11 protein-coding genes are annotated in these 13,359 nt (G+C 47.8%); 3 read left to right on the top strand and 8 right to left on the bottom strand.

Annotated features, from left to right (window positions below):
* Positions 1-46: 46 nt before the first annotated feature.
* Positions 47-904: a GtrA family protein gene (locus KGF70_RS02550; RefSeq protein ID WP_253954677.1), complete on the bottom strand. Its 858-nt coding sequence runs from the start codon at positions 902-904 to the stop codon at positions 47-49.
* 788 nt (positions 905-1,692) lie between these two features.
* Here KGF70_RS02550 and KGF70_RS02545 point away from each other — a divergent pair.
* Entirely contained in the window at positions 1,693-2,460 is a 768-nt protein-coding gene (locus tag KGF70_RS02545) for an SGNH/GDSL hydrolase family protein (protein WP_216767618.1), read from the top strand.
* Positions 2,461-2,588: 128 nt separating this feature from the next.
* Here KGF70_RS02545 and KGF70_RS02540 read toward each other — a convergent pair whose 3' ends face one another.
* Positions 2,589-3,149 carry a hypothetical protein gene (locus KGF70_RS02540; RefSeq protein ID WP_016374492.1) on the bottom strand — a complete coding sequence of 187 codons (561 nt, stop codon included), beginning with the start codon at positions 3,147-3,149 and terminating at the stop codon, positions 2,589-2,591.
* Positions 3,150-3,236: 87 nt separating this feature from the next.
* On the opposite strand from KGF70_RS02540, the gene KGF70_RS02535 reads away from it, so the two are divergent.
* Complete coding sequence (locus KGF70_RS02535; protein ID WP_216767617.1) at positions 3,237-3,878, top strand: Crp/Fnr family transcriptional regulator; 642 nt, start codon at positions 3,237-3,239, stop codon at positions 3,876-3,878.
* A 134-nt stretch (positions 3,879-4,012) separates the two neighbouring features.
* Here KGF70_RS02535 and KGF70_RS02530 read toward each other — a convergent pair whose 3' ends face one another.
* On the bottom strand, positions 4,013-4,639 hold the full coding sequence (locus KGF70_RS02530) for a TetR family transcriptional regulator (RefSeq protein WP_216767616.1): 627 nt from the start codon (positions 4,637-4,639) through the stop codon (positions 4,013-4,015).
* 153 nt (positions 4,640-4,792) lie between these two features.
* Between KGF70_RS02530 and KGF70_RS02525 the strand changes: the two genes are divergently transcribed.
* Positions 4,793-6,109 (top strand): FAD-dependent oxidoreductase, encoded by a 1,317-nt coding sequence (locus tag KGF70_RS02525; protein ID WP_216786395.1) that lies wholly within the window; start codon positions 4,793-4,795, stop codon positions 6,107-6,109.
* Positions 6,110-6,410: 301 nt separating this feature from the next.
* On the opposite strand, the gene KGF70_RS02520 is transcribed toward KGF70_RS02525, so the two are convergent.
* The 5 genes from KGF70_RS02520 to KGF70_RS02500 are packed head-to-tail and all read right to left on the bottom strand — an operon-like array spanning position 6,411 to position 12,568.
* Positions 6,411-9,692 (bottom strand): WxL domain-containing protein, encoded by a 3,282-nt coding sequence (locus KGF70_RS02520; RefSeq protein ID WP_367114978.1) that lies wholly within the window; start codon positions 9,690-9,692, stop codon positions 6,411-6,413.
* Positions 9,689-10,057: an LPXTG cell wall anchor domain-containing protein gene (locus KGF70_RS02515; protein WP_088769675.1), complete on the bottom strand. Its 369-nt coding sequence runs from the start codon at positions 10,055-10,057 to the stop codon at positions 9,689-9,691. Before KGF70_RS02515 ends, KGF70_RS02520 begins: the two co-directional genes overlap by 4 nt.
* Before the next feature lie 42 nt (positions 10,058-10,099).
* A complete protein-coding gene (locus KGF70_RS02510; RefSeq protein WP_216767613.1) occupies positions 10,100-11,149 on the bottom strand; it encodes a DUF916 and DUF3324 domain-containing protein in 1,050 nt (349 codons plus the stop codon).
* Between the two features lie 9 nt (positions 11,150-11,158).
* Positions 11,159-11,836, bottom strand: coding sequence for a WxL domain-containing protein (locus KGF70_RS02505; RefSeq protein ID WP_216767612.1), 678 nt, complete (start codon positions 11,834-11,836; stop codon positions 11,159-11,161).
* Between the two features lie 18 nt (positions 11,837-11,854).
* On the bottom strand, positions 11,855-12,568 hold the full coding sequence (locus KGF70_RS02500; RefSeq protein WP_216767611.1) for a WxL domain-containing protein: 714 nt from the start codon (positions 12,566-12,568) through the stop codon (positions 11,855-11,857).
* Positions 12,569-13,359: the final 791 nt, after the last annotated feature.

Genomic DNA, 13,359 nt, shown 5'->3' with positions numbered 1-13,359 from the left:
GTAAATAATCGATAATGCAATTGCTAGAAAATAGAGAAAACGCCGTTTATTGGACATGTTGAGTCCGCTCCTTGAATATAAAATCACGTTGAATCTGATAACTGATAATAAATAACATAAAGTCGACCAGCATCTTGGCAATTGTTGGCACAATTTGTCCACTTGAAGCCGGTAACACCGCAGTTAAGGCATTGGTCAAGAAACCAGAAGCTAACATTTGCACGATGAAGAGGCCCGCATATTTAAGTAACGTTTGCTGACCGGCATGTTCAAAGACCACACGATGGTTGATGGCGTAGTTGACGATCGACGAAAGCACGCGGGATGCAATTGTCGCAATGAGAATACTGTTCAAGACATGGTTGCCCAGAATAAAAAGTGTGAGATAGAACAGACTGATGTCAACCACAAATGAGATGAGGCCACTCGCAGCAAATTTAAAAAAGCGCGCATAAATCGCAATCGAATCCCGAATAACACGAAAATGGAAAGATGAGTTTCCATCTAGATAAATCGTCGGAATCGGCTGTTCGATAACTTTAATCTGGTACTTTTTAGCTTGCAGTAGCATATCAAATTCAAATTCAAACCGGTCTCCCGGAAATCGAATCAATGCTGGTATGTACCTGATTGGAATCACACGCAAACCAGTCTGCGTATCGGAAATATTCTGATGAGTCAACAAACGGACGAGGCCACTGGTCAGCAGATTGCCGAACTGGCTACGAAAGGGGACCGCGTTGGTAAAGTGCCGAACGCCAATGACCAACTGTTGTGGCTGTCGACTGAATGTCGCGACACAGCTTGCAAGTGCTGCAACGGTGTGCTGACCATCAGAATCCATCGTTGCAACTCCGGAAACGGTTGGTAAGTGTGCCTCGACATACTGAAAGCCAGTTTTCAATGCGGCCCCCTTACCGCGATTGTGTGTGATGTAAAATTGTTAGGTTATTTAAAGGTAGCTGTTTTAATTGTGTAAAAATCGGTTGATGATCGCTGTCACTGCCATCGTCCACAATAATGAATGCTCGAATTTTCTGCATTAGTTCCGGCGCGTCAATAAAATCCCGAATCAAAGCAATCAGCTTTTTATCGGGATTTAGTGCCGGAATAATAACGTTGATTTATTCCATGGTTCCCCCCGTTGGTACCTGAATCTGTTGTGTTCATATACTTTAACTTATCACATTATTATTGAAAAGTATATACCATTAACAAAGACCACGGGTAACCTTTAATGATGGCAGTAATGAGAAGCTTGTTGTTTAGGAGATGTTTTCTAAGTTGGGTTGTTCAATTAACTAACTGTATTTCAGAAAATCATATATGATTAATAACTGGGAGTGAATTGGTTGTTTCAAAGAATACGTATCACAGTTTTGATGGATTGGCATCAAATCATGATCTCTTGGTAACTGATGAGGTCTCGGATTGTTGCACATATAAAAAGTTTTGAATCGTGGTATTGCAATGGTATTGAATCAAGAAAGGTTGCGTTTATTTAACGGCTACACGAGGCCAATTTCTGACCGCACTGCTGGTAGCGAATGACAACTCTGCCAACCAAATTGATGACTTGTGATTTACAACGATTTACAGTAGCCACAGCTAACATCAACGCAACTGAATGTGCTACAGTAGTTGAGTAAGCAACGTATTACAAACACGTTGGAAATGCAGGAGGCGGACGAGATGAGTATTCGTAAGCAGTTGTTGCAGGCGGCAATCAAGGTCGGAACGGTGAATAAGCAGTTGCAGCGTGAGACGATGGTGGGGCGGTTGATTGCGGGCAATTTGCCTAGTTACGCCCCCAGCCATCAAACCTTGAATCCCAAGTCACCGTTGATGGGTCGGCGGATTGCATTTCTGGGTTCGTCAATTACGGCTGGTGCGGGTGCACTGGAAGATTCCTTCGTCGATTATCTCGTCGCAACGGATGGCGTGATTGCCATCAAGGAAGCGGTGAGCGGCACCACTTTAGCAGGTAACGCACCAGATAGTTATGTGCAGCGGCTCTATCATCGGATTCCAGTGACCCAACCATTGGACGCTTTTGTCTGCCAACTCTCAACCAATGATGGGCGGCATGATAAGGCTATGGGACAAGTTACGGGTGGACAACAGCGCCACGGCTTTGACGAAACGACGACGCTCGGAGCGATTGAAACAATCGTGGCCTATGTTCAACAGCATTGGGCGGTTCCAATCGTGTTCTTCACTTGTGTGCGAAAACACGATGCGAATTATGGTAAATTAGTGCAGCAATTGAAAGTCTTACAAAAAAAGTGGCACTTCACGATTATTGACCTCTGGCAAGATCCAGTGGTCAAAGCTGAAAATCGCGCCCAACCACTAGCAATGGTCGACGACGCTCATCCAACCCGATTAGGCTATCGGAATATCTGGACGCCAATTTTCCGGCAACAATTAACGGAAGTGCTCCGTCAGTCGGAAGCATAATCGTCAGTCGATTTCGCGTTTTCAAGGCTTCCGTTGATAGTCAAAAGCAATAAATATAACGACCGGATGAGCCTGTCATGTGATAGGCTCATCCGGTCGTTATGTTTTAGCTTACTTCAAATTTTAGTTTAGTCTGCGACTTCAATCTTCCCAACCGCAATTGGTAAGGTGACGTGTGCATCGTAGGCGCCAACTTCACCGGCAACGGTGGCTGGTAAAGCCAAGTCTTGTGGTACGCCGTGAATGTAGATGACCCGTTTGTCGAGTTCCAAATCATCGGTGCCAAAGACTTCCTTGAACTTCGCTTGCAAATCAGCTAATGGCACGTCGATTTCGTAGGCAAAGTGGCCTTGGGCGTCAGCGACTGGGTAGTTGTCATTTGGCACGTCCATGTGGTGTGGGGCGTTGTCAAATGGCACCATCGTTGTCCCTGAGACTGGTTCAGTTTCTGGCAAGTCGACAAATCCGTCATGATTGGCATCCTGCGCCATCGTGGCAATTTGGGCCGCCTTACCATCTGGAAAACCGTGGAAATGTTCCCAGTGTTGCGTATTTGCAGGTGTATCAAACATTTCAATCGCCACGTGTAATTGGTCACCGTCTTCAACAAAGGTGGCAGTTCCATGGGGTGCCGTTCCAATGCCTTCTGCGTTTAGTGGTACGATGTTAGCAACGTATTTTTTAGTCATGAATGATTCCTCCAATTCTTCATTATAAGTCCATTATATGCTATTCTAAGCTTATTAAAATTGATATATGTCAAGAAAGGGAAATTTATGCACTCAAAAATGGATTGTATCAGTCGCTCGCCACTTTTCGCGCCGCTGTCACCAACGATTAAAACTAAATTGATTACAGTGACGCACCATCGCAAGTTTTTTCAAAAGGGCCAACTGATCCGACAACCGCTGGACCACCAGGAAGGGATGCTGATTTTGGACGAGGGGACGGCCAAAGTTTATGCGTTAGCCGATAATGGCAAGGAAAAAATTATTGACTTACTACATACTGGGGATGTGGTCGGTCAGCGCTGGTTGTTTGCACCGCATGAAAATCAGGGATTTATTCAAGCCACGAGTGATGCGTGGGTCTGTTCCATTCAATATGATGATTTTCAGCGATTATTAGGTGAATCAGCCAGTTTATCATTAGCAATGATCAATAATTTTGGGAACCAATTGATTGAAGCTGAGAAGAATCAATTGCGACGAGATTTGCTGGATGCTAAAGCGCGTTTGATGGCGTATTTGCGCGATTGTGCCGTTGAATCCGGACAAATCGAGTTTGAATTGCCGTTGAAGAAGAAGGAATTGGCGAATATTTTGGGGATTACTCCCGAAACCCTGAGTCGTCAGTTTAAACAATTGGCGGCTGAAGGGCAGATTATCGTCAATAAGCGCCAGATTACAATTTGTTAGACGGATAAAGGGGGCGTCGCCTTGTTTTGGCTAGTTAAGGGTGACGCTGGTTCAATATTAAAAATAAAGTCTGATTTCCAACGCAGTATGGGCTAGGAAATCAGACTTTATTTGACTTGTGAGGAAGAGGTTCTTTAATGATGAAAATGCCGGTTAGCAACGCCACTTGCTCGCAATGCCGGCAAAACGACTTGATCAATGAGATTGGTGAGTTGCTGATCAGTGTTCATCGGTTGGTTGATGATGTCGCAGTACCGTAATTGTTGAAACAATACTAATTGTGCGGCTTGGTTAGGCCAAATCTGAAGTTCACCGTGGTTTTGTGCATTCGTCAGAAGTGGCTCGATCAAGGTCAAGTTGGCATGATCAATTTGAGTCACTAACTGCGTGAGATCGCGCTGGTTCTGCGCGTTCAAGGCTGTGGCAAACAATAGCCGAAAATAGCGGAAGGGCCCCGTACTAGTTTGTTGGATAAAGCGTTGCGCTAACAGAATGAGATCGGTACGGAGACTGCCAGTATCTAATGGCGTGGTCGTAAGTGCAATGGGAGTCTTTTGTATTTGATGAATAATAGTATGAAAGATGAGGTCAAAGGTCGAATCCCAGTAGCGATAAAGAACACTGCGGCTGGTAGCGGCCGAAGTGGCTACTCGTGAAAAAGTGACCTGGTCGAGGCCGTATTGACTAAGCAGGGTATAGGTGGTGTCATAAATCGCGTTTTCCAGTCGGTTGCCACGTCGACGTTGATTGAGTTGGGTCACAAAAAGATCTCCTAATTGGTTTTAGAAACAGTTTACTGCTTTTTGTGCCTTAATAATAGTGATTTCCTTAGCCAAACGATTGTTGTAGTTAAAGACAACGTGTATCTTAAATAGCGTTGTTAACAACAATTTAAGTAATCAGAGGCGGAAAATATGGCAAAAATTATTATTGTCGGGGCTGCACATGGCGGCCGCGCAACGGTCAATGGCTTATTAGCAGCTAATACGGATAATGAGATTCATTGGTACGAGCACGGGCAATTCGCGACGGCTTTGGATTGGGCTCCGGCGGATGCTGAAAAAGAGCGGTTGGCCTTGTCCCAGCAGGTGACTCTATTCGACCAAACGACGGTCACAAAAATTACCCCAGCGACCCACACGATCACTGCTCGTAATCAACGGGGGCAATTACGAACTGATCATTACGATCGATTGGTATTGAGCGTTGGATCGTTACCAATCCAGTTACCGATTCCCGGAGCCGAATTATCTGGTGTTCGATCGATTCAAAACCGTGCCAGCATCAATGAGTTAAAATTGGCCGCTAAGTCAGCAGCAATTAAAAACGTGGTCGTGATTGGAGGCGACTATATTGGGATGAATTTTGCAGCCTTATTTAAACAAACCGGCAAGCAAGTAACTGTTATTGATGTGAACGATCGGCCATTCAGTCACAATCTTGATTCAGAATTTACGCAAATTTTAGCTGCAGCGAGTGTTGAGAATGGGCTGCAATTAAAGATGGAAGAGCGGGTGACGGCCATATTAGGTTCAACACACGTGACAGCGGTACAAACGAGTCGTGGTCAGTATGCTGCCGACTTAGTCCTTGTCGCAGTCGGCAATCGACCGAATACTGCATGGCTACGGGGAACTTTGGCGCTAGATTCTGAGGGATTAATTGAGACGGATGATTATTTTCAAACAAGTGTTCCAGATATTTACGCGATTGGCGATGCGACTAAAGTTCGGTTTACGCCCACGGGTACTAAAGAGCGGATCACTTTAGGCAGCGCGGCCAGTCATGCCGGTCGGTTATTAGCGCATAACTTGTTAACGAATCGGCGAATTGTGTTTCCCGGCGTTCAGGCAACGTCCGCACTTAATGCGGCGGGATATTACTTTGCTGCTACGGGCCTAAACACGCAACTAGCTGTCCGTATGCAACAACCAGTATTAGCAACTTACATCGCGGTTCCCCGATTGGTGGCATCCGCACCAGCTCGATTGAATGCGACCGTTCATTTTAAGTTGTTTTATGATAAAACTCATCGGATACTAGGTGCACAAATAATGTCTACAGCAGAATTAACGGCGGTCATCAATACCGTTTCGCTCGCAATCCAGATGGGAGCAACGCTAGAGCAATTAGCTTATGGTGACTTTTTCTTTCAACCGGGATTAAGCCAACCGGTGGATGTACTCAGTACGGCTAGTTTACAGGCGTTACAAACTTTAGCCACTAACTAGGTTGATTATTGCCAAGTCCATTATACGGACTTGGCAATTTTAAGTTGATGTGTTGTTTAAGCTCAGTATATGACATGGAAAACTAGTGGCTGCTGATGATTAGCTAATTAGGAACTCACAGGAAAAAACCGTCGCGTCATCAATAATGATGGGCAATCCAGCGACGGTCAAATTTAAGTGATGAAATCGACAATTATTGTGGTAGTCTAATGGTGATTTGAAGTCGCGCTTCCAATTGCTAGAGTTGGGGCCAGTACTTAAGGTGTACGGCCGAGGAGCCTCAGTTTGGCACATTTAATTGTTAGTTCGTCACGTTAGCCGTTAGCGTCCAAGTTACGGTTGTGTTGTAGGTTTGGCCCGCTTGGGCGGTGTTGCCAGGAACGGTCAATTGAACTTGGGTGGGTTGCCAGACGTTGGTTGAAAGGTCTTTCCCCACGTTGGCCGTTGCTGGGGCTGCAAAGACGGGTTGTTCGGCGGTTGTGAGATCGACCGCGTAGCTTTTGAGCTGGCCCGTAGCGCGTTCATTATAGGTCTGCCCGGCAGGAATGTGTAACTTCGCGCCGGTGAGTTGGGCGCCACTAGTACTAGTAAAAGGACTGTTCTGACGGGCAGTGACGGTCCAACCGTGAGTTGCTAACCGATTATCCGAAACTTGGAGCCACTGTTTCGCGACACCGTTGATTGTCTGGGCGGCGTAAGTTTTAGGCTGCATACTTGTTGTGACACTGCCAAAGTTAAATTGGCTTGGCGCGTAGTCTAAACGAAGTTCGCCCGTATTACCGGTCCCAGTGTTTTCGCTACCACTGGTATTGGTCGTACCAGGGTGCTCGGGCTCAGTTGGTGCTGTCGGGCCGATTGCCGGTGCGACGGTGTATTGGGTAGCGGCGGCAAACGTGGCATCATGATAAGTTGTACTGGTGACCGGATTTTCGTTCCCCGCACTATCTTTCACAAAAATCTGAATGACGTCGTTAGCTTTTAATTTAGTGGCTGGCATCGCAAGGGACCAACTCCCATCACTGGCAGCGGTTGCTGTGATGGCATTGCCGTTGCTATCAGCTGCGGAGGTCCCGTTAACCGTGTAACGAAGTGTGTTACCAGCCGTCGTCGTGGAACCGCTGGCAATCGTTTTTTGGTCGGCAACGATTTTTCCATCTTTAACGGTTACCGGCGTCGGTGGCGTCTTATCCTGGACGGTTATGGTGACAGGATCTGAAGTATAGGTGGTCGTTGCTTGAGCTGTCATAGTCGTGCCGGCCGTTGGAAAATGATTTAAGGTGAAATTGACGTAACCACTGCTGTCGGTCGTGCCAGTTTGCGTTGCACCCTGATCATCCGTCAATTTGACGGTGGCAGTCCCAGCACCTGCATAGACCGGTGTTTGTGCGCCGTTCGATTCAGTATAACCGGTAATGACGCGAACACGAACCTTTTTATCCGCATTGGTCACGAGCTGAGCGTTCAAATCACTCGTATACGGTGAACTGAATTGGACCGTGGGTAATGCGAGGGTGTTCGCAATTCGACGGGCAGCGGAGAAGGTGAGCAGTCCAGGTAAGACGCTTCCGCTGTTCGTAATCAGGGCCCCGTTTTGTTCAATTGCGGTAATCCCTTGATAGGTCACACTCGCACTCAGCAGGTTCAGTAGTGATAATGACCACATACTGAGGTTACTATTCGTGATTTTGAAACTCTTGATGGTGGTCTCCACGATGGAGCCGGTTTGAACGAGGAGCGCAAAGTCCGTATTTTTAATATCATAGGCCTTCGGTGAATCTAGCAGAACGCTCAAACCGGACATGTAGCCGCCGAAGATTGGGGCCGAGCCACTACTGGTAATGTACAATTCACCGCCAGTGACCGTAAACGTACTGTTATTACCAAGGGGAATCAGCGGTGTGACGTAGTAGAGGGCATTACTACTGGTGGTGGCTAGGTTTTCAAACGTGACCTTACTACCAGCGTTGGCGGTGAAGGTGTTGGCAGTTTCTGCGCGATAAACATTACCATACATCTTAGCCGTTAGTATCGCGTTTGTCTCCACGTTAACGGCATCATACTGATCATAGAAGATCCCGCGCGTCGCATCCGACGTACTTCCCAACAAGTTGACATTGGCTGCGCTCCCAATGTTGACTTTCCGGTTCCCAGTACCGACCGTGCTGGTTGCGGTAAAGTTGAAGAACGCCTTATTTGCAGCACTACTGCTGGCTTTGCGACCAACATAGGTGCTACTAGCGGCAAAGGTCATGCCACCGGTAATCATGTTTTCGGCGACGGTCGTAGCAGTGACAGAACCGCTGACGTTGACTTGATTACCTGGCGCGTTGACGAGCCGATAGACGTCACTAGTGGTAATCAGGTCGGCGACTGTAATTGTCCAACGGGCACCACCGGCATTGGTGCCAGCGTCAACCCCACTTTGGATAAGGCCAGCCGCACCGCCACTACTGGTTCCACTGGCGATTGCCCCGCGAATACTCGCAAAGTTTTTTAGTGTCATCGTCTGGGCGGTGGATGTGGTACCAAGCGTGAAGTTCCCGATACCCAGATCAAGGCTGTGGTTTTGACCATCAATGGTGAGGCTGGTCGTGCGTGTGCCCAGTTCTGTTACGCTGGTTGAAGTGTGGGTAATCGATGCCCCTAATTTAATCGTCGTGACGGCAGTATTCGTATAGGCTGATTTTAAGTCATCGTAGGTTGAAACGGTGGTGCTCCCATCTGGGTTAACTACGATTGCTGCAGCTGCAATGTCACTCGCTTTTTTGGGATCAGCTGCCTTGGTTGTTTGTGTCGACTCATCGGTGGCTGCTGACGAATCCGATGTTTTAGCGCGATCAAGTTCAGTGTCATTGTTAGCAGTTGTGCTGGATTCATTGGCAACTTGGGATGACGAGTTGGTTCCTTGGGTATCATCAATTTCGTTATCCTGTGCCGATTCATCCTCGGTTGACACTTGCGCTGAATCAGCACTTGAACTGTCATCAGCCGCCTGTGCATCGTTGGAAGTCTCAAGATTGACGTCGGCGGATGGCTGGCTCGATGTTTCGGTACTGGCAGGCGTCACCGTGAAAGTGAGTGGTTCGGCCGTGATGGTTTGCGTCATCGACTTATCCGCACTTGAGTCGGTGCTATCAGACACTGCAGCTAACGGTGGTCCGCTAATCAGCGCCTTGGCAGTCAATCGGTAGGATTTAGCCTCGCGAGCAGTCAGTACCAAATCAAAAGTACTAGTGGGTGATGAATCTGAGACGGTCAAGGTCAAGCGGCGTTGCTGTTCATCAAACTCCAGGTCGGCCAGGGCTTGTTTGTTGGCTTTGCGCGTTTGCTCTTGATTGACAGTGAGCGCCTCGGGAATCGTGACCACGATTTGCTGCTCCTGGGGATCCTGTAAAGTGAGTTGAATCGTGAATGCTTGGTCGACAACTAATTTTTCTGGGGCCGATTGAAATTTAAGTGGGGTGGCCGTTGTGGTCGCGGTTGCATAGATGGTACCCCCGTTCACAACGAACAGGCCCATCAAGAGAATCAGCAATCCGAGCCAAGCAGTCACTGATTGGCGTAATCGATGCAAATGAATCACTCCCTTCGGCGTTGTTTGAGCCATACCAGCCAGCCGGTCAAGCCCGCAATGACCAGCCCTAACCAGGCCAGAAACTGATGGGCTTCATCAGTTTGCGGTAGTATTGATAAGGCGCGCGGCCTTGTCTGGTGCGGTGCCTGGGTTGAGGCTTGTTGATTAGCCGTTGCGATAACATTGGGTACCGCCAGATATTGATTGGGATGTGGGTGCTGAAAGTTAGTCAGATCAGTCCCCGTTTGCCAGTCAGATAGTCTCACGGTCGTCTGAGTAGTTGTCGCCGCGTGGGCGTCGGGACTCCGACAACCACCAGCGAGGGCTAGTCCGATGCCCAATGACACCAAAACCAGCTGCTTAAATTGCGCCATAATGGTAACCTCCTCGGGTCTCAAATTGAAAGTTGCTTGCAATCATGAAGCGTCATGATGGTGACGTTTCATGATGAAATAGACGATTCCGGCAGATAAGCCCGCAATGACCACGACGATTAAGAGATACCACCAGATACTGATTGGCGCAGCTGGATCGTTTTTGGCTTTTTGATTATTTTGACGGGCTTGTTCGCTCGTAATCGTAAAGTCGCGAGTCCAGCGCCAAGTCTTCTTAGACCACTTTGAGTCAGTGGTGGTCGCGGTGACAGTCAACGTATAATCGCCAGCGCGCATCTTTTGATCATCCAGGAAAGTTGGGTAAGTGAAGCTCGAGTTTGGTGCCATGATCAAGTGGTCGCTTTTATTCTGGTAGTGGACCTTGGTGCTTCCTTTTTTCGTGATTTTGGTGGTCAGTTTCAACTCAGAAACCACGGCAGGTTCTGGGTTGCGAATCGTTGCGAGGACGACTTTGCGGTAGTTGCGTAATCCGGGGGTGACTTTGCCTAAAGTCAGTTTGGGTTGTGCAATTTCTTTAGCCGTTAGTTTGACGGCTAAAGCGTAACTGTACTTTTGGTTAATGTTGACCCCTTTAGTGGCAGTATTGGTGCCTTGTCCCGTCTTTTCGAAATACCATGAGCCTAAGATGACCCCGTTATCGAAATTCTTCGGAATATTGATAGTCGCCGTCACGACGCGATTACTTTTGGCAGGGACGGTGACTTTGTCAGAGCCACGAGCTAAACTGGCGATTTGATCAAAACGATATTTTAAACTTGGATCGTATCGTTTCGCCGTTTGGGTGTAGGCAATTTGACCCGAGTCGTTCGTGAAGGTGGTCAGCAAACGGGTCTTGACGGTAATTTCCTTGTCAGTTGGGTTGTAGATACGCGCTTGAATTTGACGTGTCGTTCCCGCCTTGGCCTTCAAGTCGAAAAAGGGACTGCTGGCATCAACTTCTTGACCAGGATTGATTTTATTCACACTGTATTGAACTTCGGCATTGGCATCGGCGGCCTGGATTTGTCCTGAGGTGAGACTCATGAAAACCAAGCCACCGATTACGCCGAATAAGCACATTAACTTTTTCATGATACCCTCCTAGTTGGTGGTCGCAGCGACTAGTGTCCAGACTAGACTGTTCGTATAGTTACCAACGCGAGCAGTTAGTTTGGGAATGGATAGGGTGACGGCGTTCGCGTTCCAAGTGGTGGTCGAAGTGGCTTTTCCGACACCGGCGAGATTTGCCGCGTTAAAAACAACTTGGTCGGAATTGGAAACGCTTACGGCGTTAGTGACAAGGTTGGCATCGGCGGCTGACGCGGGTTCATTTAAGGAATTACGTGGGGTCCCTTTTGGCAAATGAATCACCGCGCCAGTGAGCACGTGATTATTACTATCATTAGTTAACGTGCGATCCTGTTTAACATTGACTTGCCAACCGTTGGCAGTGGTGCGTTTATCTGAAACTTGCAAGTACTGATAATAGGTTCCAGTTGCATTGTAAGTTTTGGCAGCATTGGAAGTCGTGACCGTCCCAAAGTCAATACTTTTGGGCGCAACGTCCAGCGTCAACGTCCCCGTATTATTAGTTGCTGGGTTATTGGGGTCAGCCGGAGTTAATGGGATGTTGGGACTCGTTGGGTCGACAGGGGCAGTGGCACTCGTGTCATCTTGAAAAGTCACGGTACCAGTCGTAGTTGCTGCCGTGGCGGTCAATCCAATAGGAACTAGCCCCAGGACAACCAGTCCAACGCGGATGCTAACACGGGTGAACATGGGCCATCCCTCCTTGTGCTAACTTGAAACGTTGGCGGTCAACGTCCAAGTCAACGTATTCGTGTAGGTTCCTGGTTTGGCAGTATTCTTAGGAATGGTCAACGTGACATCAGTTGGATCCCAGGCTTTTACCGATGTGCCTTTTCCTGCATTCTCTGCCGCAGTCGTGCTGAAGACGGTCACTGCGCCACTGGTATTGGTAACGTTGGCGACCGTCGCATTCAGATTTGAGTCAGCGGCGGTCGGGTCAGTTGCCAGACTGTTACGGGCAGTCCCGGCAGGCACGTGAATAGTCGTTCCAGTTAAGACGTGTGAGGCATCACCACTGGTTTCGGTTAAATCTTGGTCCTGTTCGACGGTCACTGTCCAGCCTTGCTCGTCAGTCCCACGATTATCAGTGACCTGCAAGTATTGATAGCCACTGGCCGTCGCAACTGCCTTGTAAGTGTGTTCGGCCGCATACGTTTGAACGGAACCGAAGTTAAAGGTTTTAGGTGCAACGTCTAACGTTAAGGCTCCGGTATTACCGGTAGCGGGGTTATCTGGATCGTCTGGATCTTGGGGATTTGTTGGGTTGGTTGGGTTGGTTGGGTCGACTGGAACGGTTGGACCCGTGTTTTCAGTCAATTCTAGAGTAGTGTTCGTGTTCGCACTGGATGCAGCATTCGCCGTAATGGCAGGGGTTCCCAGTAAGCCTAGCAGCATGGTTGCCGTAATCACTGTTTTTTTCATGATAGCTCGCTCCTTTTTTTGCTGTTCGTGCCTGCGCTCATCAATCAACATACAGTAACGATAATAAAATTCTGGCCAGAATATTACTTGTAGCGTATCGTTGACATTAGATTAGCATAAACCATCCGAATCCAGCTAGCGTTATGCATGTTGATGATTGGCACGCCTTAGCAAGGCGTTATCTTGCCAAGGCGACAGACTGAAGGCAGCGCATTGTTTACTTGCGAGGAGAGTGGGGGAACTTCATCTGCAAGTCTTGTTGGATTAACAGCGTGCGACGATACCGAAATCAAAAGAAAATAGCGTCCTTAGAATGAACTAATCATTAGCACTACAGATGATTAAATCATGCCATCGTTTGGCGTACTGTTCGTCAGCCGGTGAGCTCCCTACTCCGACTTCCAGGGCCGGCTGACAATTGCTGGAACGTAAGCCGACATCGATTTGAACTCACGCAGAAACCCATTGCGCAATTTCAAATACGAGTCTTATTCTAAGCCGGAAGAAAATCACTTCCGACTAAGAATAATTTGGCTACTGAGCATTGTCAGCCAGCCCCTACAGTCGGGAGGCCGCTCGAATGGCGGATGAACAAACACCTATCTGGGTGCAATTGACCATTGAATATTAGGAGACAGGTCTTTCAGGCAAACTATGAATCAGTATTGTATGTTGGTTTATGGTATTTAAATACTGACAAGACGATTTGAAGATTACAGACGAGTTTCAATGAAAATCAATCCTGAAGATAGACGCTAGAGTTGTTATTAGTTCAGAATTCAGAGTTTTAC

It is taken from the genome of Lactiplantibacillus sp. 7.2.4 (assembly GCF_018991185.1).
GTDB lineage: Bacteria > Bacillota > Bacilli > Lactobacillales > Lactobacillaceae > Lactiplantibacillus > Lactiplantibacillus pentosus.
This window is presented reverse-complemented; position numbering and strand designations above follow the sequence as displayed.